Origin of the sequence: Shivajiella indica, from assembly GCF_042683085.1 — a bacterium.
GTDB classification, from domain to species: domain Bacteria; phylum Bacteroidota; class Bacteroidia; order Cytophagales; family Cyclobacteriaceae; genus Shivajiella; species Shivajiella indica.
Window position 1 is genome coordinate 32,180 of sequence record NZ_JBHUIV010000005.1, and the last position, 25,316, is coordinate 57,495.

Below are 25,316 nucleotides of genomic sequence, written 5' to 3' on the forward strand. Positions count from 1 at the left end.
CCTGGTTTAAACTTTTCGGACAATTATCAAATTAATCCATAGACAATAAGGGAGCAATCTGTTCCTCCGAGGTCACACCTGGTGGCAGTTCTGTAATCTTCAGGTTTCTAAAATGGATAGGCGCACCCTCTGATTCCAAGCAGATATATCCCTTTTTTTGGCTTGCCTGACTGATCCCGTTAACAAATTTTCCATTTACCGATAGCTTGATTACCCCGTCTACACAAACAACTACATAGGTATTCCATTCCCCTTTTCCCAAACATCGGTTTTCAATAGACTTACTTCTAGTTCCCCGTGGATTATCCGGCAATGTGGTCACACCCCCTACCCCAAAGAGTTCCCCATGTACATAGGCAATCGGAGGCAGCACCCCATCTTTTTTATTCTGATTTACCCAGTCCAGCTCGAGCATTTGTACTTCCACCCCATCAGGTAATCGGTTTTCTCCAGGGACAGCACTACTCCAAACAAAAGTTCCGGAATTCCCTCCTGCCTCCATGTGCTTCCACTCAATATACATAATAAAGTTTTCATATTGCTTTTCGGAGCGGATTACACCAATCGGCAAACCTTTACACACCAGTTCATCTCCTTCAAAATACCAGGTATCTTTTTCCGTGTTGACGTTATACCATTTTAAAGGTGTTTCATCAGGTGAATCAGGGCTCACAAGGCTTTCCAAACCCCTTGATTTTCCAAATTCAAATAAATAGTCCTGAGCCATAAGGGAATCAGGATTCCAGCTTAAAATAAAAAGCAATAAACTGATAAGGTAAATTCTCATGGATTTAATTTTAATTACTACCAATGACAGAAATGTACGTCACCCTGAGTGAAGCGAAGGGTCTCCTAAATTATTGAGATCCTTCACCTCCGCAAGCTCCAGTTCAGGATGACGTTACAAAAGATGTCATTACCCTTTCTGTACTTTTACCTAAATGTTAAAATCTCTTAGTGACAGGTGATCAATTTTTACATATTTAGAGTAAGGGATATACACTTTCCTCTGCATTAAGGATTTTAATCATAGAACTTTTGTCCTGCCAGGAACTGCCACAGGAGGCACTTCCCAATTTAAATCCCACCGGTAATCCTCCAACTTAGGTCCAAGTGTCATATTGGATTTTAAGGCATCCTCCCAATTGATGGTCTGACCACTATAACCGACCATCCTTCCCAAAACAGCAAGCATGGTGCTATTCGCCATCAATTCTCCTTCATTGATTGGTTTCCCGGATCTAATGGCTGCAAACAATTCCTCATGCTGGGTCTCATAGGGATTGTTTTTCTCTCCATTATAATCCCATTTTGAATTGTTTTGAATGCTGTGAACCTGTCTTCCTATATCTACAATTGCATTTCCATTTCTTCCAAAAACCTCTGCTTTATTGACATTAGAACATCCCTGCTGTTGCCTGCTAAAATGAATGCCCTTTGCTCCGTTTTCATATTCGTATTCAATGGCAAAATGATCATAAATATTGCCCCACTTTTCTTCGGTCCTGGATTGACGTCCACCGGAACCTGTCGCACGTATTGGCATTTTATCACCAAATGCCCAGGACATCATATCCAAACTATGCACCATCATTTCAACAATGTAATCCCCGGAAAGCCAATCATAATAATACCAGTTTCTCAATTGATATTCCATTTCAGTCCACTGGCTCTGTCTTTCTTTATACCAAAGGCCACCCCCATTCCTAACTGTCAAGACGGACATCACTTCACCAATCTCCCCATTGTTGATTTTTTCAAAAAGCGCCCTTTTGGGGAAATCGTACCGGAAGGTAAATCCCGAAACCACTGACAATCCCTTTTCCTTTGCCATTTTGGCTGTCTCAAGAACACTTCTTACCCCCGGAGCATCCACCGCAACGGGCTTTTCACAAAAGACATGCTTCCCTTTGGCTATAGCTTCCTTAAAATGACCTGGCCTAAAAGCTGGTGGAGTCGTAAGGATCACCACATCTACATCCGATTCCAATACCTTTTGATACGCATCAAATCCTATGAATTTATGGGCATTGTCCACCTTCACCTGCTTGGGATTAACCTGCATCAGCGAATCGTAAGATTCCTCCAAATAGTCCGGAAAAATATCCGCCATACAGGTCAATATGGAATCGGCATCCGCCTTCAATGCCTGGGCAGCTGCCCCGGTTCCTCTTCCTCCACAACCTATCAACCCAACTTTTAGCGTCTTATCATTAGAAGCAAAACTGGAATTGATGGAAAAGGACATAGGCAATACGGCACTTCCCAATAGAGCAGTACCGGTTGATTTCAAGAAAATCCTTCTTTCATTGGCTTTTGGTGGAATGGAGAACTTAGACATGATGGCAATGATTAGTTTTAAATCCTGTTTTATAAAATAGAAACCTGGAATACCCTAATTAAACATCACAGATTTCAACACCCTGTTTGAGGGAGGCCAACTTATCGGGTCTTTTGGGAATAAACTCCTGACCCACAAAACCTGTGTATCCAGTTTCGAGGATAGCTCTCATAATTGCTGGATAAAAAAGCTCCTGTGTGTCATCAATTTCGTTTCTTCCAGGCACACCTCCAGTATGATAATGAGAGATGTAGGGATGGAATTTTTTGATCGTAGCAATCACATCTCCTTCCATGATCTGCATATGGTAAATATCATAAAGGAGCTTAATATTTTCAGAACCGGTCGCCTTGCATACCTCCACACCCCATGCAGTATGATCTGCTTGGTAATCTTTATGGTTAACTTTACTGTTTAAGAGTTCCATACACATGATTATCCCATGCTTTTCTGCTACCGGCATGATTCTTTTCAAGCCCATCGCGCAATTTTTTATGCCCGTCTCGTCATCCAGACCATTGCGGTTTCCAGAAAAACAAATAATCTGTTTAAAGCCTGCCTCAGCTACTTTTGGGATCATTTCTTCATAACTTTTGACCAGTTCGTCATGGTAAACCGGATTATTGAAACCCTTTTCAATCCCCATTCCTGCACCCCAGGGCATGGCGGCGGTCAGCCCATATTTTTTCAGCACAGGCCATTCATCGGGACCTACCAGTTCAATGGACTTCAGACCAATTTCAACGGCTGCCTTACACAAATCTTCAAATGGAATATCATTATAGCACCAGCGGCAAACCGAATGGTTGATCCTACCTTTTAAATCCCTATCTAAAGGATTTTCCATTGCCTGGATTCTTGTTGAAATTGAGGTTCCTAAGACACTTAGGGCGGCAGTACCTGCCATGGTTTTCAGACTTTTCCGTCTGGACAATTTTGAGTTTAATATTGACATAATTTCATTGAATTTTCTAGTTTTTTTGGGTTTTGGGCAATTCCCATTTTTTTCAACAGAGAAATAGATTTAGGAGGAAAGTAATTAAATATACATTCATTGGACTTTTTCCTTTCTGGTCAAAGAAAATTGTACTCCCTCAGCTGTTTATTTTATTAAATAAAATGCTTTTACAGGTAATTTCAAATAGGAAAAGTGCAATAGGGCATGTTTTGTAGTGATAAGGAGTAAATAGCAGTGATTGACAGGTCAAGTAAAAACTATTTTGGGACATGGATTAAATTGATATATTAGGAAAATAGAAATCCATAACTGGACGGATTCAATCGATTACCCGAAAATTCCACTCAATCCAAAACAGTAAACTTAAAAACCCAGCAACCCCAATGGCCCAATCAAATGAAACCCGGAGAGATTTTCTCAAAAAATCTTTGGCAGGAACAGCAGCCCTTTCTTTTGGCGGTATTCTTCCAAGTTTTAGTCCCAAGAGCTATGCCCAAATCCTTGGTGCAAATGAGAAAATAAAAGTTGCCGTCATGGGTGTCAACAGCAGAGGAATGGCATTGGCCCAGAACTTCGCCTCCCAACCCAACAGTGAAGTACTTCATATATGTGATGTAGACAGATTGGCTGCAGAAAAGTGTATCAATGCTGTAACAAACATCCAGCAAAACAAACCAAAAGCAACACCGGATTTCAGAAAAGGTCTAGAAGATAAGGATCTGGATGTCCTGGTAGTTGCCGCTCCTGATCATTGGCATGCCCCTGCAGCTATATTAGCTTGCAAAGCAGGCAAGGATGTTTACTTGGAAAAACCTGCCAGCCATAATCCCCATGAAGGTGAAATTTTGGTGAAAGCCGCAGAAAAGTACAAACGGGTAATCCAAATGGGCAACCAAAGGAGATCTTGGCCGAATGTTGTGGCTGCTATCAAAGAATTACATGAAGGGGTAATTGGAAGGCCATATTTTGCAAAAACCTGGTATACAAACAACCGGGGCCCAATCGGTTTCGGTAAGAAAACTACCGTTCCGGAGCATTTGGATTTTGAACTATGGCAAGGACCTGCTCCAAGGGAAGCTTATAGGGATAATATAATCCATTACAACTGGCATTGGTTCTGGAATTGGGGAACCGGGGAAGCCCTTAACAACGGGACTCATATGGTAGATTTGGCCAGATGGGGATTGGGAGTAGAATTCCCTACCAGGGTAACTTCTTCCGGGGGAAGGTATCGCTATAAGGATGACTGGGAAACTCCCGATACACAGGTCATCAATCTTGAGTTTGACAACAATACCATGATCACCTGGGAAGGGAGAAGCTGTAATGGTCTGAACTCTGAAGGATCAAGCGTAGGTGTTATTTTTTATGGAGAAGAAGGAGCAATAAGGATCGATGGAGGAGATAATTACAGTATCATGGATCTCAAGAATCAGGTTGTCAAAGAGGTAAAATACCAAAGACCAGTAGACCCAAGAAACCTTTCTGACCCAACTTATGACCTGGATGGATTCCATATTCAGAACATGTTTGATGCTATTCGGAAAGGAACACCCCTTGCAGCTGATATTAATGGAGGACAGACAAGTACCCTGTTGGTTCAGTTGGGCAATATCGCACTTAGAACCGGAGGATCTTTGCAGATTGATCCCAAAAACGGCCATATCCTTGATAACAAAGAAGCCATGAAACATTGGTCCAGAGATTATGAACCAGGCTGGGAACCATCCATATAATCCACATTTCTTCCCATTGACCCAACAAACTCATGAAGTTAAGTAACCTGGACCTGGTTATCATTGGTCTGTTTTTCCTATTGATGCTGGCCATTGGCATTTATTCTTATTTTAGAAATAAAAATCCGGAAGATTATTTCGTTGCTGGTGGAAAATTACCTTGGTGGCTTTCCGGCATCTCACACCATGTCTCCGGATACAGTGGTGCTGTTTTTGTTGCTTACGCAGCATTGGCCTACACTCATGGAATTTCTGTCTATTTTTGGTGGGCATTTACGATAGGAATAACCATATTGGCAAGCGCCAAAATATTCCCTGTGTTTTGGGTAAGGTTAAGAAAACAATTGCATATCCAGTCTCCACTGGAATTCCTAAAGGTTCGTTACAACCTTTGGACCCAACAAATCATGGCCTGGAGCGGAGTATTACTCAAACTTTTTGATATTGGAGCAAAATGGGCCTCGATTGCTATTTTGTTAAATGTATTCACTGGCATCAGTCTACCTGTGGGCATCTTGATTTCAGGAGGAATATCATTATTGTACATCACCTTTGGCGGTTTATGGGCAGTGGTGATGACGGACTTTGCCCAATTCATCGTCCAACTCTTAGCTGGAATTGTCATGTTTTGGGCTGTTCTGGATTTTTTGGGAGGTGCGGAAAGCATTTTTACCCTTTGGGATCAATTGCCTGCATCTAACAGCCAACCTTTTCATGAACCTTATGGATTGGGATTCGCACTGGCATTTCTATTCATCAATTTCCTCTCCTATAATGGAGGACAATGGAATCTCGCTACACGGTATATTTCTTCCAATACCGAACAAGAGGCAAGCAAGGCAGCTAGACTTTCAGGAATATTATATTTGATATGGCCCCTGATCTTGTTTTTCCCCATGTGGGCAGCACCCATCTTACTTCCCAATCTGGCCGATCCCAGTCAATCTTATGGAGAGTTGACCATGTTATTATTGCCCTCAGGCTTAGTGGGGCTGGTTATTGCCTCCCTATTCGCCAATACCATGTCCATGACCTCTTCAGATATCAATACCATCGCTGCTGTGATCACAAGAGATATTTTACCTAACATCTCAGCCAAATTAAAATCCAACGCCCTCAGCACAGCTAGAATAGTCACTTTCCTATTTACTACGATGACCATCCTCATTGCTTTACAGTACGAATATTTTGGGGGCATCTTGGGCCTGATTATTTCCTGGTTCGGTGCATTGGTGGGCCCTATTGCCATTCCACTATTATTTGGATTGATTCCTACCTTCAGGTCATGTGGGCCCATAGCTGCTATCAGCTCCATCTTGTCGGGACTTGTTGCCTTTATTTTTACCAAAAATTTCGAAATGGGAAGTTATGCCCTTCAGGTAAGTTTGCCTTTGATTATCTCTTTCCTTGTTTTTATTTCATTTGGATTACTGTCTAAGAAGAAAGTTCCAGAAAAAGTCGATGTATTACTGACTCAAATATCAAAAAATAGCTAAAATTGAAAGATGCAATTACATGTTTTCAATACCAGGGAAGAAATGGGGAATGCGGCCGGAAAAGCTGTGGAGGAAAGGATATTGACAGTCCTTGAAAAAAAGGATTATTTAAGAATGGTGTTTGCAGCTGCACCATCCCAAAATGAATTCTTAAAGTACCTAAGAAATTCAAAGTTAATTCCCTGGGAAAAAGTGGTTGCCTTTCATATGGACGAATACCTGGGCTTACTGCCCGAAGATCAGGCCCTTTTTTCGAATTTTCTCAAAAGGAATTTATTTGATCATTGTAATTTCAAAGACGTCTTTATCATTGAAGGAAATAAAAACACGGAGGATGAAATTGCCCGGTATACCCGCTTAATAAATGAAAGCCCAATCGATATTGTTTGCTTGGGCATTGGGGAAAATGGCCATATTGCCTTCAATGATCCACCTGTTGCCGATTTCAATGACCCAAATACCATAAAAATTGTGGAACTGGATCTTGCCTGCAGACAGCAGCAGGTGAATGATGCCTGCTTCCCTTCAATAGAAGAAGTTCCTACCCACGCACTTAGCCTTACAATACCTGCCTTGCTTGAGACCGATTACCTTTGCTGCGTAGTGCCCGGCCCCAATAAAAAGCAAGCGCTCGAATCGACCTTAACAGGCCCTATTGACACTTCCTGCCCTGCCTCAATACTGAAATTGCATTGGCAATGCGACCTTTTCACAGATAGAGCTGCCTACCCTGAAAATTTGCCTTGGAAGGAAACCAAATATGATTTGTTGCAAGATATAGAAAATGGATCCTTTCAGCTTAATAACGATAAAGGGAGATTTACCCCTGTAAGATTTTACCCCCCAGACCAAATCAAAGAGAAAATTCCTTTTTTTGGCCCTGGCTTAATAGATTTACAAGTAAATGGAGTCAATGGAGTGGATTTTAATGATGCGTCACTTTCCATTTCGGATATAGAAAAGTCAGTTGAATATTTATTGACTATAGGCGTGACAGGTTTTCTACCTACCTTGATTACTAATGAAAAGGGAATTATCCTGAAAATTTTGGATACAATAACTCAAGCCTGTGAAATAAATCCACTGGTAGATTCCTGTATTCTGGGTGTACATTTAGAAGGTCCTTTTATTTCAAATCTGGATGGTGCCAGAGGTGCCCATAATCCCAAATTTATCCAAGAGCCTTCGTGGGAACTATTGCAGGAATTTCAAAAAGCAGCAAAAGGAAGAATCAAACTGCTCACCTTGGCACCTGAATTGGAAGGAGCAATCGATTTGATCAAAAAATGTAAGGAATCAGGAATCCAAATAGCTATCGGGCATAGTTATGCTACTTACCCAAAAATCAAGGAGGCGGTGGAGGCAGGTGCCCGTCTGTCTACCCATCTGGGTAATGCAGTTCCACTTACCCTTCCAAGGCATCCGAATATTCTTTGGGATCAATTGGCCATGGAGGGTTTATATGCAAGCTTGGTCGCAGATGGTTTTCACTTGGATGATTCCTTCTTAAAAACCGTAATAAAAGTTAAGTGTGAAAAATCATTCCTGATCAGTGATAGCACCTTATTCACTGGGATGCCTCCCGGTGAATACAAGGCACATATAGGAGATGAAGTGGTCCTGGAAGAAAATGGAAGACTATCCTTAAAACATGGCAAGGGACTTTTGGCAGGTGCAAGCAAAAACCTCAGAGAAGGGGTGGAATACCTTGTCAAATCCGGAATAACTGACCTTTCATCAGCCTGGAAAATGGCTACTTCCTACCCTGTTAAATTTCTTGCTTTGAATGACTCCAATCAAACTCTAAAAGAAGATTGGGTAATCTTTAACTTCGAAGAGGGGAAAATCAAGGTGATGAGGGTGATTAAAAATGGGCAGGTTGTTTTTTCCAGCGATTAAATAGTCAAACAACAAAGATTTTTATTTAACGAACCACAAAAGTTACAAAAGGAACACAAAAGTTTTCTTCAATCTGATCATTCCTGTAAAGGGCAACTTATTCAGATGCCCTTCTTTTGTCCACTTTGTTGACTTTTGTGGTTCGAAAAAATGGCCGAGGAGGTTAAACCTTGAATAAAAAAAGCCACCGACAAATATTAAGACTTTAATTAACAGACCACAATAGTGACAAAAGGAACACAAAAGTTTTCTTCAATCTGATCATTCCTGTAAAGGGCAACTTATTCAGATGCCCTTCTTTTGTCCACTTTGTTGACTTTTGTGGTTCGGAAAAATGGCCGAGGAGGTTAAACCTTGAATAAAAAAAGCCCCTTACAAATATTAAGACTTTAAATAACGGATCACAATAGTTACAAAAGGAACACAAAAGTTTTCTTCAATCTGATCTTTCCTGTAAAGGGCAACTTATTCAGATGCCCTTCTTTTGTCCACTATGTTGACTTTTGTGGTTCGAAAAAATCCTGCCAATTATTTAGATTGTTTTAAACCCTTATTGTTTTCCTAATTTGATCTAAGCCTTTTCAAAGATTTCTTTGAGGTAAATCCTTTTGCCTCCTTGTTTTTTGCTCTCATCTGCTGCTTCCATAAAAGCTAAAATCTCTAGGGTTTCCTCTGGTTGTACCGGGATAATTCCGGTATCGAAATATTTAACGATTTCCCTCAATAATGGCTCATATCCCGAATAAGGCCCAAGGACAATGTTTTTCTTCATCGTGAAAACCGTTCCTCCATAATCATGTATCCCTGAACGGGTTCCTCGAAAAGTTCCCAATCTGCCATCTTTCCAGGTTCCCACCACTATATCAGTATCTTTAGAAATTATCCTGACAACTGACTCACATCCTGTTCCCATTACTGTAAACAATGTCTCTACACCATGGATCCCATACCAATAAAGATCTGGGTGGCTGGGTTCCAGAGTGGCCGGACTAAATGTATCTGCTCCTACAACAGTACTTTTGTCGATCTCATCAATGCCTTTGACATAACGTAAAGAAGAGGATGAAAAAACCGGAATACCAAATTGCTCCGAGGCAGCAAATATTTTATGGGCATCCTTTAGTGAAGCGGTAATGGGTTTATCGATGAACATCCTCTTGCCGGCTTTAAATACCTCCATCGCCTGCTCCAGATGCAACTTTCCATCATTCGTTTCCAAAAGCACCACATCGACCTTTTCCAAAAGGGCCGCTATAAAGTCCACAATTTCAACCCCCATACTTTTGATCTCTTGAGTATATCCTGGAATCCTGTCCATACTGGAAGGAATATCTCTACTTCCGTAAGGATAGGCTGCCACAACATGATACCCCAAATATTGGCTATTCCCCCTATTGTTGTTAAGGACATTGGTAAAGGCAATACTGTGTGAGGTATCCAATCCAATTATCCCAACTTTCTTCCCTTTAGATTCATTCCAATTTCTACCAAAAGTTAATTTGGGATTTCCCAAAAAACCTAAACCTATGGTTGCAAATGAGCTTGTTTTGATAAAATTCCTCCGATTAATAAATATTTTTTTCATTCTTTTCTCTTACTTAAATAATTAAGCATTAATGCTTCAATTTATATAAATTTATTGTTTAAACCCATAAATCTATGAAACATGTGGTAGTGGGCTGGTTTGAAATACCGGTCAAAAATATGGAAAGAGCTATTTCATTCTACGAAACAGTTTTTGATTGCAAATTAGATAGGCATCAAATGGAAACTATCGATATGGCTTGGTTTCCTTGGGACCATGAACAAGGAGGTGCCGGTGGTAGTTTGGTTAAAAATGAAGAATTTTACACCCCCAGTGAAGATGGAGTTCAGGTTTATTTTTCATCGGAAGATGTGAAAATTGAACTGGCCAGAATAAAAAAGGCTGGAGGAGAAATCATTCAATCCAAAACCTTGATCAGTCCAGAAATCGGATATATGGCCTTATTTCTTGATTCAGAAGGGAACAGGATTGCTTTGCATTCTTTAAAATAAGTAGGAACAATTTCCAGTTTATTTCTTTTTTATCCTTTTTCTCCACAATCACCAATTGATACTGGGTCAAAGTAGGATATCCTGTGCCATCCACCTGTAAAATCAAGTGGATGATAACAAATTTTTACAATGGAAAATAGTTTGTCCCAGACCTTATTTTTTGTATTATTATTAAAAAAGTCATTGCGTCCTATGTCACTGCTGAAACTTATCTCCAAATACAATTATTTCCTGACCTTAACCTGTTGTATCCTTTTTTTTGTGATGGTTTTACTTGGAATCTTAGCGAGATATATCTTAAAAACACCTATTCTTTTTTCAACTGAAGTCAGTAGAATTTTTTTTGTTTGGGCCTGCTTTTTTGGATCTGCTCTGGCATTAGAACAAAAATCCCATATCACCATCACCTTCCTGACAGATTGGTTAAAAATTTCGCAAAAACATATCCAATTGTTTGCTAATCTGGCTATAATGGTCTTCCTAGCGGCCATTTTGTACAGTTCTGTACAGGTTATTTATAGGTTATGGAACACCTTTCTACCTATTACAGGGTGGACTCAATCCATTTTTTACTTTCCCCTGCCATTTATATCCTTGGGTGGACTGATTTATTTATCTCAATCTATTTTAAGTCCAACCAAAACCCAGGGAGCATGATTTTTCTATTGTTTGGATTATTCATCCTTTTTGCACTCTTCAGGGTTCCTATCGCTTATTCCTTGGGATTGACAGCGCTATGTTATCTGATTTTTGGATTGGATATTCCATTGGAAATGATCCCCCATAAAATGGTAAAAGGCCTGGATAATTATGTATTTCTGGCCATACCTCTCTTCCTGTTGGCTGGGAGATTAATGAATGCAGGCGGAATCACCAATGAACTGTTTTCTTTTGCAAGAATTCTGGTAGGACATTACAGGGGTGGACTGGCCCAAACAAATGTTCTCTCCAGTATCCTGTTTTCCTGGATGTCAGGCAGTGCGGTGGCCACAGTCGGCGCATTAGGGGAAGTTAACCTAAAAGCCATGAGAGAGAATGGTTTCAATGATAAATTTTCTGCTTCTATCATTACCGCTTCCTCGGTTTTGGGCCCTATCATACCTCCGAGCATTCCCTTTATCATTTATGCTGCCATGACTGAAAATTCAGTAGGAAAGCTTTTTGTTGGAGGCATCATTCCGGGATTATTGATTGCAGTATTCCTTTCTTTGATGATCTATCTTCTTAGTTTGAAAAATAATTACCCGAAAGATCCTCCTCCAAAGTCCGAGTCAATTTTCAAAGGGTTTAAGAAGGCATTTATTCCTTTGTTAATGCCGGTCATCATGTTGGGAGGTATATTGGCAGGTATATTTACCCCTACAGAAGCAGCAGGAGTAGCTGCATTTTATGCCTTTGTAATCGGGATATTTTATTACAAGACCATCAAATGGAAAGATCTGCCGGATATTTTTGTGGAAACCATGGTTACCACCGCAGTAATAACCTTTATCATTTCCACCACTACCCCATTTTCCTATTTATTGACGATTGAGGATGCCGGTCAAACCATTACTGCTTCCGTGATTTCTTTTACCCAGAATAAATGGGTTGTGCTATTATTGGTCAATCTTATCTTACTTTTTTTCGGGGCAATATTGGAGGCAGGTGTTGTTCTGATCCTTTTTACTCCTATTTTGTATCCTTTGGCCCTTGATTTGGGAATTGACCCAATTCATTTTGGGGTGATTATGGTGGTAAACTTGATGATCGGTGTAGCCACACCACCAGTAGGGGTTTGTCTCTTTATGATGAGCCATATCAGTAAAATCAAAGTTGAGGTATTGATGAAAGCCATCATCCCCTTTTTAATCCCTATGTTCCTGGTATTATTGCTGGTGACCTATTTCCCTGAAATCTCAATGATTTTGGTAAACAAATGGATGAAATGAAAATTACCGCCTTCCATATCATCCTCTTTGCAATACTCTTTTGGAGCTGCCAATCTAGTGAAACTGAGGTAAAAGTTTTGCGAGTGGGGTTAAGCCATAGCAATAGCCATTCCTTTACATTGGCACTTGAGGAATTCAAAAAAGAAGTGGAAACGAATACCCAAGGCAAAATCCAAATCAAGATTTATCCAAGTTCCCAATTAGGTAATGAAAGCGAGATGCAGGAAATGCTAATGATAGGAAGCCTCGATATGGCCCTTGCGGGACTGGTCAATAATCATGAACCTCTATTTTCAGTTTTGGAACTCCCTTATTTGTATGAAAACCGGGAACATGTCAAAGCAGTCAATAATGGACCTATTTTGGAGGACTTGGCGCGGTCCCTCAATAAGTTTGGCATCAGGCTTATAGGTTGGTATGAAAACGGATTCCGGCACCTGACCACCTCCATCAAACCCATCCATCAGCCTGAAGACCTAAATGGATTACTGATACGAACTACCGAAAACATGGCCCATATCCAGACCATCAAGGCTTTGGGAGGGATCCCAACTCCTCTGAGCTATGCGGAACTATATACAGCACTTACCCAGGGGATGGTAGATGGACAGGAAAACCCTCTTCAGAACATTTGGACGGGAAAATTGTATGAAACCCAAAAATATGTGGCCATGACAGGTCATATTTTCAATTGCGCTTATGTGCTGATAAGCGAAAGAACCTGGAATAAACTGGATAAGGAACAACAAAACATCATTCGATCAGCCATAAAGAATTCCATTGAATGGCAATTGGCTTATCTAGAGAAATTGGAAAAAGAACTTCAAGAAAAAATAGAACTTGAAGGAGTTGAATTCACCTTCCCTGACAAAAGTTTATTTAAGGCCAAAACCCTGCCTGTTTATGATTACTTTATAAATTTATATGGGGAGGATGCCGAAAACCTGATCAACAAAATAAATGCCCTTAAACCCAGTGAAAATAATTGAACCCAAAAGTCAAACTATGAAAAACAGCAGAAGGAAATTTATCCAAAAGACAGGCAGTACCGCCATGGGAATAGGTTTGTTTTCCATCATTCCCTCCAAAGTATGGGCCTCCGGTATTGCTCCCAGTGATCAGGTGAATGTTGCCTTAATTGGATGTAACGGCCATGGATTCAGTATTTTGAGACATCATTTAAATTTAGAAGGTGTAAATTGTACGGCTATTTGTGACGTGGATGAAAATGTTCTGACCAGAAGGATTAAAGAAGTGCAGGATAATTATGGTCAAAACCCAAAGGCCTATAAGGATTTCAGGAAGCTCCTTGACCAGAAAGACATTGATGCGGTCATTGTTGGGAGCCCTGATCATTGGCATTGCCTCCATGTGGTGTCAGCCTGTGAAGCAGGAAAAGATGTTTATGTAGAGAAACCTTTGGCTAACAGTATCGGGGAATGTGACATCATGGTTGAAGCTGCTACCTACTACCAACGGATCGTTCAGGTTGGCCAACAACAGCGAAGTGGCTATACCTTTAGTGAACCTATAAGAATGATACGGTCAGGAGAAATAGGAAAATTAAGAAAGGTCAACATCTGGTCGAACTTCAATTATGGATCAGGAGCTACTCCTGCAGAGGACAGCCCTGTACCTGAAGGGGTGGATTATAATTTCTGGTTGGGCCCTGCTCCTGAAAGACCTTTCAATAAAAACAGGTTCCATGGTAGCTGGCGTCATTTTTGGGATTATGGAGGAGGTCTAATGTCGGATTGGGGCGTTCATTTGTTGGATATGGGTGTTTGGGCAATGGAAAAACCTGCTGCACCATCTCTAGTACTTACCCAAGCCAGCAATACCTCTACGGATATCAGGCAAAGGGAAACTTTCGATAGTATGTCAGTACTTTATCCACACGATGAATTTACCATTCAGTGGGACATGTTGGGAGGCATCCAACAAGGCCCTTTCGAAAAACCATACGGGGTTGCTTTTATAGGAGAAAAAGGAACCATAGTGGCCGATAGAAGAAGTTTTCAGCTTTTACCTGAATGGGATGGAGAAAAACAGGCGCCTAAAGTAACACCTCAAAAGTTTACCGAGGGAAGTGAATCCCATAATTTACATGTGAAAAATTTCATTGACTGTATTAGAAGCAGGGAAACTCCCATTTGCCCACCTGAAACAGGAAGGATTGCTGCACTGTATGCCCATATTCCCAATATTTCGGGCAGAATTCACGAACCCGTATTGCATTGGGATGATAGCAAAAGGCAATTCAAAAATTCCCCAAAAGCGAATGCTTTGATCACTCCAAACTACCGTGATCCCTGGAAATTACCTAAAATTCCAAAAGGATAAAATCCTCAATTCTATTCAAAGAGTTTAAAAACAGGATTGGGAATATGAGCCTCATTAAATAATTTTTGAAATTCCAACAATAACTCAGGATAATCTTCTGCAATATTATTGGATTCAGAAATGTCATTTTTCAGGTTGTAAATTTCAATGGCTGCATTAGGGTTGTTTTTAACCCCATAACGGACAGCTTTCCAATCCCCTTTTCGGATAGCCTGTCTACCGCCTAGCTCCACAAACTCCCAATACAGGTAATCATGTTGCTTTTGCCCTGATTTCCATTTCAAAACAGGTAGAAAGGAGATCCCATCAAGATTTTTGGAGATTTCATGTCCTAAGATTTCTGAAAATGTGGGCAGGAAATCCCAAAAAGCTGAAATATGGTCTGTTGAGCTTCCTGGTTGGATGACACCTGGCCATTTCACAATCATAGGAGTCCGGATTCCACCTTCATACAGATCCCTTTTATATCCCCGAAATATGCCATTGCTATTAAAAAAATCAGGATTATTGCCACCTTCTACATGGGGACCATTATCAGAAGCAAATATGATGATTGTATTATCAGTTAATCCCAAATCATCCAATTTTTGTAAGACCTCCCCTACCTGTCGGTCCAATAAAGCCACCATAGCTGCATAACTAGCGCGGGGATAAGGATTGGATTGATAGCCTGGAATATTAATGGGATCATCCCCGTAGTCCCATCCATCAGGTGCCTTAAACTCCTCTTCCTGACCGAACTTCTTTCTATAATGATCCAGCAAATCCCCATCAGGGGCTGCTAATTCCGCATGGGGCATCACCATAGGAACAAACATAAAAAATGGATTTAAAGCATTATCCTCAATAAACTTCAAGGATTCCTTGTGTATAACTTCAGGGGCGTATGTGCTTTTTTGATTCCAGTCATTTCCTTCAAGAAATACTTTCTCATGGTTATCCCAAAGGTATTCCGGATAATAGCGATGGGCGATACGCTGGCAGTTGTACCCAAAAAACTGATCAAATCCCTGATTGTTTGGATCTCCCGTGGTACCAATAAAACCCAAACCCCATTTTCCAAATGCTCCAGTAGCATAGCCTGCCTGTTTAAAAAGTTTAGGTAAGGTCAATAAGGTATCAGGCATCGGATACTGCCCTTCAGGCTGTATCTCAAAATTTCCCCTGATAGGTGTATGGCCGGTATGCAATCCTGTCATTAGTGCAGAGCGGGAAGGAGCACAGACAGTTGCTCCTGTATAATGGTTGGAAAAGAACATCCCTTCAGCTGCTATGCGGTCAATATTTGGTGTTTCAATCCATTCTTGCCCTAAAAAACCCAAATCTCCGTAACCCAGGTCATCTGCGAGGATGAAGATGATGTTGGGCTGTTTTTTGTTCAATTCTTCCAACTTTTTCTCCTGACAAGAAATTAGGGATAAAATACCAATCAATAAAGCAAATCCGTACAGTTGAACGATCTTCTTCATGGGTTAAATTTTAGTTTGATGGATTGATGATCAGATTTAATTTACTCAGTTTACCTTTGGGTTGGACCAGTACTTTTGCTCCTTTTGGAGCTTTGTAATCCAACAGCAGGTTTTCCCCTTCAATTCTCCAATACACCTCTACAGGTCCAAGGGGATGTACCACTGTTCCTTTGGCCCATGTCAATGTTTCAGACTGGGGTTTTATTTCAATGGTATTTGGATCAAAATCTTTGAAAAAGCCTAAGTTAACTCCAAGCGTTTCGGTTGCCATAAAAAACATTGGATGTCCACTCCAGGCATGGCTGGACGTCCCAATATCCGATTCGATCACATCAAAGTTTTCCCATACCGTTGGACGGTCATTGTGCAGCGCCATCGGTCCCCAATGTTTGCGAATAAAGTTTTCTACAGCCCCTGATTCTCCGTGCCGGTATAATAAAGAAAACAAATAAAATGCGCTGTAAGGGGAAATCTTCTCTTTCCTTGTTTCCTGACCTATATCCAATATTTCGTTTTTTAACCAAGAGATGATGGGTTGCTGAAACTCTGGTTCTGTCACTCCCATCAATACTGGCCAAATGGTGGAAGTAAGGTGTTTTTCTTTTAAGATTTCACCATCTTTTATGCCATCAAAATAATTAAGATGGTCCTGATCCCAAAGGTTCAAATGGGTACTTTGTTTGATTTTGGAAGCCTCCTCCAAATAAGATTCCCTATCTTCATTCCATCCAAATCGATCCGCCCAGTCGGCCAATCTTTTCAATGAATAATAATAAAGAGCTTGATATGCGGTCATGGCAGCGTCCCGTTTATTAAGAGTTGTCCATTCGATAAAAACATTCTCGATTTTTACCAGTCCATTGACATACCTGGATTGATATTGGCCGATCAGTGATTTATAGTTTTTATAGTGTTCTCTTACCAGTTCCCAATCTCCGGTAAGCTTAGCATATTCATCTAAAGCTACCAAAGATGACAAAATATAGTCCTCATGCCGAACCGGTTCCCCATCCCACATTTGAGGCCGGTACATATCCTGAAAAAGGTTCAAGGAATGTTTGACCAAGCGCATGTCTCCACTCACCGCCTGGGTCATGGCCATTTGGGGGATCATATCCCCGGCATAAAGCCCCCTTTCCCTAAAGGGTGTATCTGTATAGGAATCTTCTGCACAAATTTGAAGGGTACGCCAGCTAGCTTCCCATATTCTGTCCATTAAAGGATCTGAGGAAGAAAATGATCCAAGGGCTTCAAATGGGTAAACCTGCCTGACCATTCCTACATTGTCCAATGTAAATGACTGGTTTTCTGCCCTAACAACCATTTTAAGGTATCTGGCACCATAAGGTTTGAAGGATTGAAATCTTTTTTGGCTACCATCGGCTACAAATCTTAACCCTGCCCCTACCTGATGTCTTTTATAGAGCCAGGGCAATCCTTCCTGATTGAGTTCTTCTGAAAAGCCTATATCAATGGTTGACCCTATGGGAAACTGGCCTTCTACAAAGAAATGCCCAAGATGGATTTCGCCCATATCAAAAAACAGAACAATCTCTGATTGATCTTTGGTAAAAATTAAGGGTTCTTTAAAAACACTTGAAGCCCTGAGTGGCAGGTTTCTGTCAGGCTCCATCCATGCCAAATCTTTTGCAGGGTTGGTTTTTTCAGCCTTTATGTGTGATCTCCATTCATTTGGAAATGCTTTGACTACAGCGTCCAATCCCAAACCCAAATCAAACTGTCTTATTTGTAGTTCCAATTGTTGATCGAGTGGAACAAAAGATCGAAACCACTCTGTGCCATCCAACTTTTTAGAGGGGGAAACAGACAATCCAAGATTTGTGGGAAGGGTGAGGTAAAAGTCCCAGGTTCCCCAAATGACATTATTCCGAACAAGCATCTCATTCCAACCTTGATTTAACTTAAGTTCAAATTCTTGTCGGTGATACGATTTTACTTTTACTTCCTTGGGATGTATCTTTTCACCGTTAAGGAAATACTCTCCCCACCACAAACCGGCATTTACTTTTTGCTTTTTGGGAGAGTAAATGTAGGTATAAGCCAATCCGGGATGGCCAATGGAATACTCCCCTATATCCAAATCAGGTGTCAACACCCTGAAAGTAAAAAAATCCTCTTCTTTTTTAAGGAGATAAACCCCCATCAACCTGAACGCTTTGATGTCAAGTTTTGTCAGAAATGGAATTGGTCTGGAACGCATATCTCCCCAAACGGACTGATTTCTAACCGGAACTGGATCCATCCAAGCCTCTAAATTTATTCCCGGGGCATTCCAACCTGAATCTTCCCTGAGATCCCAACTCTCAATCGGGCCTTTGGCAAAAGAAAACCTCGGTGTACTTTGGTCATATCCTGCTGATTTTTTTGCCTTCCAGGAATGGATTCCAAGATCGATTTTTTTATTCCCTACAAATATTTCTCCCCAGAATGCTGCTCCACCCCTATTATCAAAGAGCTGAAAAGTTTCCATTCCATTGTTCATCGCCAAGACAGCAATAACATTCTCCCCAACTTTTAAAAAAGGTTTAAGATCATATGTGTCAAAGTAAGGATTGGCATGATAGGACCTAACCGGACCAAATCCTAAATAATGCCCATTAACGTACAAAGCATATCTGGAATCTACATATAGGTGAAACTGAGCTTCTTTGGCTTCTTCATTCAAGTCGAAATCCTTTCTGAAAAAAACGTATTCATTTCGCTCACCTCCCTCAGATCTGATCCAATGAATCTTTTGGGAAAAAGCCATATCTGATAAAACCACAAAAAACAGAATTAGGCAAATGATTATATCTCTTTTCATTTGTATCTTTTTATCCAAGTACCTTTGTCTTGTCAACATTCTTGATCTAATTTTTTTATCTGCCTCTTGATTCTTGAAATACTCCTCTCCTTGAACAAAATCCTACTATCAAGCTATTCGAAAACTATCCTGAAGTATGGATTAAACTTTTCAAAGTTTTCAGTAAACCTAAAGCCCCAAGAAAGAAATATGGGTTTTAAGAGGACAAATTCCTTTTTAAATAAGATTGAAGCCAAGTCTATAATCTGCCCAGAAGGTAAATATCAGGAAGAAAAAAACTAACCTGTACTTTCCTGTTACTTCCCATAAAATTTTTCTAATTGAAACCTATGCACTGCATGAAAGTACAGGATGGTATCCTAAATTAGATATATTTATTTGTTATCATCTATATTCTATAAAAAAATTAGAACCTAATAGAAAAAGGAATGTTTTACTTGAAGTCCATTTGGTTTTTTGCATCGTTTTTGATTTTTATCAGCTGTTCAGGAAAAAATCAAACGACGATTTCCCCTCCCAATATTTTGTGGATTTCTACCGAGGACATTGATCCGGCCTGGGGCTGTTATGGAGATAAATATGCCCATACTCCAAATATCGACCAATTGGCAGCTGAGGGATTTATATTTACCAATGCAAGTGCGAATTCTCCTATTTGTGCCCCTGCCAGGTCTACACTCATTACAGGGATGTATGCCACTTCTTTGGGAACGCAACATCTCAGGTCTGAAGTCCCCTTGCCAAAGGATTTGAAAATACTTCCCGAAATTTTAAGAGATCATGGATATTACACCTCCAACAATTCCAAAACGGATTATAATTTCAGTCATGAAGGCAGATGGGATGACAGTAGCAATAAGGCCCATTGGAGTAACAGAGCAGAAGGTCAACCCTTTTTTTCTGTCATCAATTTTATGATTACCCATGAGGGCCCGACCAATAACACAGATCCTGAATCCCTCAAAAAAGATTTTGAATTTAGACATGACCCTGATAAAGCCCCTATCCCTCCCTATTTCCCAAACACCCCCAAAATGAGGGAGATTATGGCCCACACCTATGATTTAATTTCCATTTTTGACAAGGGGGTTGGTGATATCATTCAACAGTTAAAAGAAGATGGACTTTTTGACAATACCATCATATTTGTCTTTTCTGATCATGGTTTTGGGCTTCCAAGACACAAACGCTGGCTTAATAACTCTGGGCTACAGATTCCTTTGGTCCTTCATGTACCCCAAAAATATAAACATCTGGTATCCAACCTCAATAGTCAGAAAGTAGAAGACCTGGTGGGTTTTGTGGATTTTGCTCCTACCGTGTTGGAACTCGCTGGTATAGGCCCATCTCCTTACATGGAAGGAAAAAATTTCCTGGGTGCAAAAGCAATAAAAAATGAATACATCTTTGGCTTTAGAAGCAGGGCTGATGATTGTTATGACATGTCAAGGTCGGTATTTGATGGACGCTTCCTCTATATCAGGAACTACATGCCTCACTTACCTTACATTCAAAATGCAGTCATTTTTAACCAAGCCAAACAGTCCATGGAAGAACTTTTTCTCGCCAGAGAAAATAATACTTTACCGCAAACCATGGAACAATACTTCCACAAAAAACCCATTACAGAATTGTACGATTTGCAAAATGACCCTTATGAGTTGAATAATCTCGCTGAAAAACCCGAATTCCAAAATCGAATTGAAAATATGCAAATGGAATTAAACAACTGGATGGTCAAGCATAGAGACTCTGGTATGCTGAATGAATCAGAATATATGATAAGGGCTAAAGGCAGTTCTGTTTATGAGTGTCTTCGGAACAATAAAAGCTTTGATCCTGAGAAAACTATTCAAGCGATGAATCAGGTTGGAACCAATGTGGACGAGACCCTTATAAAAATGTTGCAGGACAATGATCCTAATATCCGGTATTGGGGACTTGTTGCTTTGGAAGCTTCTGGATTGGATGCAGCTGCAGTTACAGAAAGCTTATATCTTCTTTTGGAAGATCCTTCCCCTATCAACTGTATCATGAGTGCTAAAATCCTTATACTGGCGAATAAAGACCCCAAAGCTTATCAAACATTGGTAAAGTATCTCCAAAATGAAGATGAAGTAACTGTCCTTCATGCAGCTATTGCTCTTCGCTTGCTAGAAGAAAAAGCACAACCCTTGGTACCAACAGTTAAGGCGGATATTTTTCCAAAATATTCTGGTAACGTTTGGGGGCGTTACAAAAATTGGAGCTACCCAATGTTTATTGGGATGGCATTGGACCAGGCAAGAATCAATTGCGGAGAGGAAATTGATATAAATTAGAAATTTTAATACACTTATTCCTCCGCTTTGGTAATCTCCTCCAACCTATCAAACATCTTCACAAAAGTCACCCAAGGATGATTCATTTCCTCTTCCGTCAACACCTTATCGGGATTTCTTTTAAACGCGTCAAAGCCATCCAAAAAGGGGGTGACTCCTGACCAAACGGTTAACATTACCCCAGCAAACCTTTCTTTCATTTCTTCTGTATTGTTTCTTCTGAAAAGGAACATGTCCTCCACATGGCTTACACCAACATGGGGTTTTCTCCATGCACAGCTGATCACATTAAATCCTTTCATTGCAAAATAAACCGGAGTCCCCACAGGTTTTTCGTAATGCCAGTCATTGATGACCACATCTTTAGGAATCAAATCCACTGCCCTGTGGGTGCTGTTATAACTTCCTTCCCACAATCCAATACCTGTAGTTTTGCCATCAATCAAACGGTCTCCCCAAATCCATAACTTTCTGTCCTTTAAAGCAAGGTGGTTTCTGATTTTGGTCACCTCACCGGCAAAAAGCTCAGCTTTGTCCAATCCCTGACAACGGGGACATTTATCATCTCCAATGTAAAACACTTCATCCATACCTGCATGAAAAGCATCTGTTTCAAAAACCTCTACAATTTCATCTACCAAAGCAAAAACCACCTCATGTACTCCTGGATGCAAAGGACAATAACTTTTGCAATACAGGCCATCCGGATTAGGCCATTTATATACTTCAGGCATCTGCACATGGGGTGTTTCATCAAATTCAGGGTATACCTTCAATAGGTTTCCTACTGTACTGGCCCAGGATTGGTGTCCCAAAAGATTGATTTGGGGTATTATTTTAATCTCATGTTGTTTTGCTGCCTCTACCAGCTTTTTAACATCACTTTTGCTCAAAGCATCCTCGTCTCTCAATTCAGGATGACTTTGAAACTGGTAATTGAAATCTACCCTCAATACAAGTGTATTCATATTCCTAGAGGCCATTTCTTCATGGATAAACCTGACAAAACGGTCCACTTCGTTAGACTTTGGTGCTGCGATGGCCAAACCTTTGACAGGTAAGTCATCCGGCTCAATTAGGAGATCAAAAGAGGCATTAGCATGCCAAGTTAAAGAAATAAAGAAAAACAGGAGTGGGATAATCTTATTCATAGCGTGGAAGATGAAGGTTAAATTTTGAGTCTGATCTTTTGTTTTTCCAAAAGGCCCGTAATCAATATGAGGATGAATGCGTAAAGAAGAGATTTTAAGATGCCAATAATTCCGGTTCTCAAGAACAATGGCAGAACAATCCCAACCATGGAAAACAGGGCATAATGAATGTATGGCAATAAATAACAGGTCAAGGTACTCGTCCCGGCAGGTTTGATACTATCAAACCAAGCTGCTTTACCTTTTTTGTCCACCAACCAAATCATAAGGGCCAAAACTAAAAAGCTCAGACCTGTACAGATGGCAACCCAGGAAGGTGAGGCCCCTATTTTATGGATTCCCCATAGCGGCCTGGTCCATAGTCCAAATAAAATCAGGACTACAGCCGAAGACCCTAAAACCAATCCATAATTTTTATATTTGCCAAGTGATAAATAGTTTTTGTAGTAAACTCCTATTACTACTCCTGCCATGGAAAATGCTGGGTTCGATCCATTCCCTGAAATCCAGAAATAAGGTTTAATGGGATTCAAGAAGTTTAACCAACCAAGTTCTTCCGCGGAATTGAAAAACAGGAAGAATAGAAAAAAAGCGATATAAATTCCTAGATTTTCACGGAAAGCCAAATAAACCAAAGATGCGATGAGATAGGCCCATCCAATCAATCCAAGTATACCCCACCAATGGAATTTCATCCAGGTCGGATTTTCCGTGGTTCCTCCAACATAGAAATAAGCCAATACTGCCAAAATCAAGACACCGGCTAACTGTAACAGATTATTCCTTTTCTTATTCAGATAGGAAGAATAGTCCAGCCAAATCAAAAAAAATGCAAGGGTCATTATAATCTGCCAAACCGGTTTGGAAATCACTGAATCCGCCCTATTGTAATTTTCCAAATTGACATGAAAAACTCCCATGGTCAATAAAGCCAAGGTCCTGAAAAAAATATGTTTCAAAGTATCTGAAATATTTTCTCCTTTTTGGATCCTCTTAGAAATCGCAAAAGGAATAGACAAGCCCACAATCACCAAAAATGCCGGGAATACCACATCTGCCAATCCCATCCCATCCACATTTGCCTCCACATGACCAAGCCATTCCGGAATTTCTTTCAATGTCCACAAGTCATTTACAAAAATCATCAAGAGCATAGTAATGGCTCTGAAAATATCTATAGAATAAATCCTTATGGGTGAAAGTGAGCTTGGTATCGAATTCATTTATTTCAAAATCATCATTTGAATAATAGAATATTTCTTATTCTTTTCTATAAGAAAGGAAAATGTTTAAAAATTTTCTAAAACTCAAAATAATTTACACCGAAGCAATTTATTCAATTGTTTATGGTCTTTTTGTATTTAACTGATGGAAATGGAATGAATGAATTGCTTAAATTTACGTTATAATTTATCCAAGAACCTTAACAAAAGTAATATGGCCAACTATTCATTTATAAACCAAATCAAAAAAGGATTCAAAAGCATAGAACCAGCGATACTTCTTTTCTCAGGAACTTATCTTTTAATTCAAGCTATTCAAAAAAAGAATATTCCAATTGGTGTAGCTGGAGGTGTTCTGGTATTTAGGGGAGGAATGGATCTTGGAAAAGTGGTGGAAGAAAGTGGCATCAAAGAAGCCATTGAAAACAGAGCAGGTTAATCTTTGAATTGCTTTTTACCTGTCATCAAATATTTCCAAAAAAAGCTGTAAGATAAAATAGGCCTTACTATTTATAGGCCCTTCATGTCTTATTTTAGTTTTTTGATGGACTTAAATAGTATTCCCACCAGAAAAGCTGGAATGAAAGTTATCCCAAAAACCAAAACCATTTCCAAAGGCCATAAATTATGAGAGGTAGCGTTTTTTAAACTTTCAAAAACTATCCTCAAAACCACCGCTGTTAGAAAACCGGAAGCTATTAAAAAGGCAGCCTTACCACTCAAAATATTCAGCCTTAAATGAACGATCAAACTGATAAGGATACTGTACAATATCCATCTCAAGGCCAGGCCATTTTCTATCCATCCCAAATCCCCATAAGGTATCGTCCAATGGGTCAATGCTGCTACGGTAAAGGCTGAAAGGAGAACCAGCCACATTTGGGCATTAAAAATAAATCTCATCCTATCTTTTTAGGTTTTTGATCTGCTCCTCATTTTCAATGATCATTTCATTGTATTGCAAAGTCCATCCCAGGGATTTGGTGAGGATGTAGATATTAGCCAACTCAGCCATCAACCTCTCTTTGCTATTGTCCAATAAGCTGGATTGGTTGACTTTCTCTCTGATCCGGGCATTGACTGTATTTTTTATTTTGTTGTAATCCCCAGCGCCAAATTTGTTGAAATAATCCTGTGTCACGTCATAATATTCAATATCCGGATAGATATTGATTACCGGTTCCGGAATCTGCTTTAAGATGACTGTTTTGTTTTCCTGATCGATTTCTGTCTGCAGTTGCCTGAGATCATATTCAACAGTTACTTTGGCGTTGACCACCACCAGGGCTTTTTTGTCGGAAGTATACAGGTTAAGAAACAGGTTCTGTGAATTTTTGAATGTAAAAACCTGTGAAAAATATCCCTCTGTCACAATCAACTTCCCCACCTGTTGGATCTGTTGCTGTATCAATGCAGTATTTTCACGAATTTCCTCATTACTTTCTCTTTTATCCAAGAGCAACCAAATACTCCCGAAAATCAGAAATGCTACCAAAAATCCAATAATAAATCTGTTCATATCATGTTAGTCGAATCCTAAAGTTGCCTAAAAAAATAAAGGGATACAACACGATGTTGTGACCCCTT

General features: G+C 40.1%; 20 protein-coding genes. 10 read left to right on the top strand and 10 right to left on the bottom strand.

All coding sequences use genetic code 11. The features are described from left to right. Positions 1 to 31: 31 nt before the first annotated feature. The 3 genes from ACFSKV_RS02285 to ACFSKV_RS02295 all read right to left on the bottom strand — a co-directional run bounded on the left by ACFSKV_RS02285 (position 32) and on the right by ACFSKV_RS02295 (position 3,248). On the bottom strand, positions 32 to 787 hold the full coding sequence (locus ACFSKV_RS02285; protein WP_380800055.1) for a 3-keto-disaccharide hydrolase: 756 nt from the start codon (positions 785 to 787) through the stop codon (positions 32 to 34). Between the two features lie 240 nt (positions 788 to 1,027). Then, the gene (locus ACFSKV_RS02290; RefSeq protein ID WP_380800056.1) at positions 1,028 to 2,341 is read right to left on the bottom strand and encodes a Gfo/Idh/MocA family protein; all 1,314 of its coding nucleotides are present in this window, start codon (positions 2,339 to 2,341) and stop codon (positions 1,028 to 1,030) included. A 58-nt stretch (positions 2,342 to 2,399) separates the two neighbouring features. Then, positions 2,400 to 3,248 carry a hydroxypyruvate isomerase family protein gene (locus tag ACFSKV_RS02295; protein ID WP_380800058.1) on the bottom strand — a complete coding sequence of 283 codons (849 nt, stop codon included), beginning with the start codon at positions 3,246 to 3,248 and terminating at the stop codon, positions 2,400 to 2,402. A 434-nt stretch (positions 3,249 to 3,682) separates the two neighbouring features. On the opposite strand from ACFSKV_RS02295, the gene ACFSKV_RS02300 reads away from it, so the two are divergent. The 3 genes from ACFSKV_RS02300 to ACFSKV_RS02310 are packed head-to-tail and all read left to right on the top strand — an operon-like array spanning position 3,683 to position 8,430. Next, the gene (locus ACFSKV_RS02300) at positions 3,683 to 5,035 is read left to right on the top strand and encodes a Gfo/Idh/MocA family oxidoreductase (protein WP_380800059.1); all 1,353 of its coding nucleotides are present in this window, start codon (positions 3,683 to 3,685) and stop codon (positions 5,033 to 5,035) included. Between the two features lie 32 nt (positions 5,036 to 5,067). Continuing rightward, complete coding sequence (locus ACFSKV_RS02305) at positions 5,068 to 6,531, top strand: sodium:solute symporter family protein (RefSeq protein WP_380800060.1); 1,464 nt, start codon at positions 5,068 to 5,070, stop codon at positions 6,529 to 6,531. A gap of 9 nt (positions 6,532 to 6,540) precedes the next feature. Continuing rightward, a complete protein-coding gene (locus ACFSKV_RS02310) occupies positions 6,541 to 8,430 on the top strand; it encodes a 6-phosphogluconolactonase (RefSeq protein ID WP_380800063.1) in 1,890 nt (629 codons plus the stop codon). Positions 8,431 to 9,001: 571 nt separating this feature from the next. On the opposite strand, the gene ACFSKV_RS02315 is transcribed toward ACFSKV_RS02310, so the two are convergent. Then, positions 9,002 to 10,015: a Gfo/Idh/MocA family oxidoreductase gene (locus ACFSKV_RS02315; protein ID WP_380800065.1), complete on the bottom strand. Its 1,014-nt coding sequence runs from the start codon at positions 10,013 to 10,015 to the stop codon at positions 9,002 to 9,004. A gap of 74 nt (positions 10,016 to 10,089) precedes the next feature. On the opposite strand from ACFSKV_RS02315, the gene ACFSKV_RS02320 reads away from it, so the two are divergent. The 5 genes from ACFSKV_RS02320 to ACFSKV_RS02340 all read left to right on the top strand — a co-directional run bounded on the left by ACFSKV_RS02320 (position 10,090) and on the right by ACFSKV_RS02340 (position 14,741). After that, entirely contained in the window at positions 10,090 to 10,467 is a 378-nt protein-coding gene (locus ACFSKV_RS02320; RefSeq protein ID WP_380800066.1) for a VOC family protein, read from the top strand. A gap of 192 nt (positions 10,468 to 10,659) precedes the next feature. After that, positions 10,660 to 11,124: a TRAP transporter small permease gene (locus ACFSKV_RS02325; protein ID WP_380800067.1), complete on the top strand. Its 465-nt coding sequence runs from the start codon at positions 10,660 to 10,662 to the stop codon at positions 11,122 to 11,124. After that, positions 11,121 to 12,398 carry a TRAP transporter large permease gene (locus ACFSKV_RS02330; RefSeq protein ID WP_380800069.1) on the top strand — a complete coding sequence of 426 codons (1,278 nt, stop codon included), beginning with the start codon at positions 11,121 to 11,123 and terminating at the stop codon, positions 12,396 to 12,398. The genes ACFSKV_RS02325 and ACFSKV_RS02330 overlap by 4 nt, the downstream gene beginning before the upstream one ends. After that, a complete protein-coding gene (locus ACFSKV_RS02335; RefSeq protein ID WP_380800070.1) occupies positions 12,395 to 13,387 on the top strand; it encodes a TRAP transporter substrate-binding protein in 993 nt (330 codons plus the stop codon). The genes ACFSKV_RS02330 and ACFSKV_RS02335 overlap by 4 nt, the downstream gene beginning before the upstream one ends. A 16-nt stretch (positions 13,388 to 13,403) precedes the next feature. Then, positions 13,404 to 14,741, top strand: coding sequence for a Gfo/Idh/MocA family protein (locus tag ACFSKV_RS02340; RefSeq protein ID WP_380800071.1), 1,338 nt, complete (start codon positions 13,404 to 13,406; stop codon positions 14,739 to 14,741). Positions 14,742 to 14,752: 11 nt separating this feature from the next. On the opposite strand, the gene ACFSKV_RS02345 is transcribed toward ACFSKV_RS02340, so the two are convergent. Together ACFSKV_RS02345 and ACFSKV_RS02350 are read right to left on the bottom strand one after the other, a co-directional pair. Further along, positions 14,753 to 16,210: an arylsulfatase gene (locus ACFSKV_RS02345; RefSeq protein ID WP_380800072.1), complete on the bottom strand. Its 1,458-nt coding sequence runs from the start codon at positions 16,208 to 16,210 to the stop codon at positions 14,753 to 14,755. 10 nt (positions 16,211 to 16,220) lie between these two features. Next, positions 16,221 to 19,034 carry an alpha-L-rhamnosidase-related protein gene (locus ACFSKV_RS02350; protein WP_380800073.1) on the bottom strand — a complete coding sequence of 938 codons (2,814 nt, stop codon included), beginning with the start codon at positions 19,032 to 19,034 and terminating at the stop codon, positions 16,221 to 16,223. A 428-nt stretch (positions 19,035 to 19,462) separates the two neighbouring features. Between ACFSKV_RS02350 and ACFSKV_RS02355 the strand changes: the two genes are divergently transcribed. Beyond that, entirely contained in the window at positions 19,463 to 21,355 is a 1,893-nt protein-coding gene (locus tag ACFSKV_RS02355; protein ID WP_380800074.1) for a sulfatase-like hydrolase/transferase, read from the top strand. A 14-nt stretch (positions 21,356 to 21,369) separates the two neighbouring features. Here the strand turns inward: ACFSKV_RS02355 and ACFSKV_RS02360 are convergent, their stop codons facing one another. Together ACFSKV_RS02360 and ACFSKV_RS02365 are read right to left on the bottom strand one after the other, a co-directional pair. After that, on the bottom strand, positions 21,370 to 22,506 hold the full coding sequence (locus ACFSKV_RS02360; protein WP_380800075.1) for a family 20 glycosylhydrolase: 1,137 nt from the start codon (positions 22,504 to 22,506) through the stop codon (positions 21,370 to 21,372). Between the two features lie 17 nt (positions 22,507 to 22,523). Then, a complete protein-coding gene (locus tag ACFSKV_RS02365) occupies positions 22,524 to 23,729 on the bottom strand; it encodes a DUF5009 domain-containing protein (RefSeq protein WP_380800077.1) in 1,206 nt (401 codons plus the stop codon). A gap of 214 nt (positions 23,730 to 23,943) precedes the next feature. On the opposite strand from ACFSKV_RS02365, the gene ACFSKV_RS02370 reads away from it, so the two are divergent. Then, positions 23,944 to 24,168 (top strand): hypothetical protein, encoded by a 225-nt coding sequence (locus ACFSKV_RS02370; RefSeq protein ID WP_380800079.1) that lies wholly within the window; start codon positions 23,944 to 23,946, stop codon positions 24,166 to 24,168. Positions 24,169 to 24,257: 89 nt separating this feature from the next. On the opposite strand, the gene ACFSKV_RS02375 is transcribed toward ACFSKV_RS02370, so the two are convergent. Together ACFSKV_RS02375 and ACFSKV_RS02380 are read right to left on the bottom strand one after the other, a co-directional pair. Next, positions 24,258 to 24,632 carry a hypothetical protein gene (locus tag ACFSKV_RS02375; protein ID WP_380800080.1) on the bottom strand — a complete coding sequence of 125 codons (375 nt, stop codon included), beginning with the start codon at positions 24,630 to 24,632 and terminating at the stop codon, positions 24,258 to 24,260. Between the two features lies 1 nt (position 24,633). Continuing rightward, positions 24,634 to 25,248, bottom strand: coding sequence for a DUF4230 domain-containing protein (locus ACFSKV_RS02380; RefSeq protein ID WP_380800081.1), 615 nt, complete (start codon positions 25,246 to 25,248; stop codon positions 24,634 to 24,636). Positions 25,249 to 25,316 lie beyond the last annotated feature (68 nt).

What these genes read in the sequence shown, in the direction of transcription:
- ACFSKV_RS02285 (WP_380800055.1), bottom strand. Translation starts at nt 787, where the DNA reads ATGAGAATTTACCTTATCAGTTTATTGCTTTTTATTTTAAGCTGGAAT.
- ACFSKV_RS02290 (WP_380800056.1), bottom strand. Translation starts at nt 2,341, where the DNA reads ATGTCTAAGTTCTCCATTCCACCAAAAGCCAATGAAAGAAGGATTTTC.
- ACFSKV_RS02295 (WP_380800058.1), bottom strand. Translation starts at nt 3,248, where the DNA reads ATGGCAGGTACTGCCGCCCTAAGTGTCTTAGGAACCTCAATTTCAACA.
- ACFSKV_RS02300 (WP_380800059.1), top strand. Translation starts at nt 3,683, where the DNA reads ATGGCCCAATCAAATGAAACCCGGAGAGATTTTCTCAAAAAATCTTTG.
- ACFSKV_RS02305 (WP_380800060.1), top strand. Translation starts at nt 5,068, where the DNA reads ATGAAGTTAAGTAACCTGGACCTGGTTATCATTGGTCTGTTTTTCCTA.
- ACFSKV_RS02310 (WP_380800063.1), top strand. Translation starts at nt 6,541, where the DNA reads ATGCAATTACATGTTTTCAATACCAGGGAAGAAATGGGGAATGCGGCC.
- ACFSKV_RS02315 (WP_380800065.1), bottom strand. Translation starts at nt 10,015, where the DNA reads ATGAAAAAAATATTTATTAATCGGAGGAATTTTATCAAAACAAGCTCA.
- ACFSKV_RS02320 (WP_380800066.1), top strand. Translation starts at nt 10,090, where the DNA reads ATGAAACATGTGGTAGTGGGCTGGTTTGAAATACCGGTCAAAAATATG.
- ACFSKV_RS02325 (WP_380800067.1), top strand. Translation starts at nt 10,660, where the DNA reads ATGTCACTGCTGAAACTTATCTCCAAATACAATTATTTCCTGACCTTA.
- ACFSKV_RS02330 (WP_380800069.1), top strand. Translation starts at nt 11,121, where the DNA reads ATGATTTTTCTATTGTTTGGATTATTCATCCTTTTTGCACTCTTCAGG.
- ACFSKV_RS02335 (WP_380800070.1), top strand. Translation starts at nt 12,395, where the DNA reads ATGAAAATTACCGCCTTCCATATCATCCTCTTTGCAATACTCTTTTGG.
- ACFSKV_RS02340 (WP_380800071.1), top strand. Translation starts at nt 13,404, where the DNA reads ATGAAAAACAGCAGAAGGAAATTTATCCAAAAGACAGGCAGTACCGCC.
- ACFSKV_RS02345 (WP_380800072.1), bottom strand. Translation starts at nt 16,210, where the DNA reads ATGAAGAAGATCGTTCAACTGTACGGATTTGCTTTATTGATTGGTATT.
- ACFSKV_RS02350 (WP_380800073.1), bottom strand. Translation starts at nt 19,034, where the DNA reads ATGAAAAGAGATATAATCATTTGCCTAATTCTGTTTTTTGTGGTTTTA.
- ACFSKV_RS02355 (WP_380800074.1), top strand. Translation starts at nt 19,463, where the DNA reads ATGTTTTACTTGAAGTCCATTTGGTTTTTTGCATCGTTTTTGATTTTT.
- ACFSKV_RS02360 (WP_380800075.1), bottom strand. Translation starts at nt 22,506, where the DNA reads ATGAATAAGATTATCCCACTCCTGTTTTTCTTTATTTCTTTAACTTGG.
- ACFSKV_RS02365 (WP_380800077.1), bottom strand. Translation starts at nt 23,729, where the DNA reads ATGAATTCGATACCAAGCTCACTTTCACCCATAAGGATTTATTCTATA.
- ACFSKV_RS02370 (WP_380800079.1), top strand. Translation starts at nt 23,944, where the DNA reads ATGGCCAACTATTCATTTATAAACCAAATCAAAAAAGGATTCAAAAGC.
- ACFSKV_RS02375 (WP_380800080.1), bottom strand. Translation starts at nt 24,632, where the DNA reads ATGAGATTTATTTTTAATGCCCAAATGTGGCTGGTTCTCCTTTCAGCC.
- ACFSKV_RS02380 (WP_380800081.1), bottom strand. Translation starts at nt 25,248, where the DNA reads ATGAACAGATTTATTATTGGATTTTTGGTAGCATTTCTGATTTTCGGG.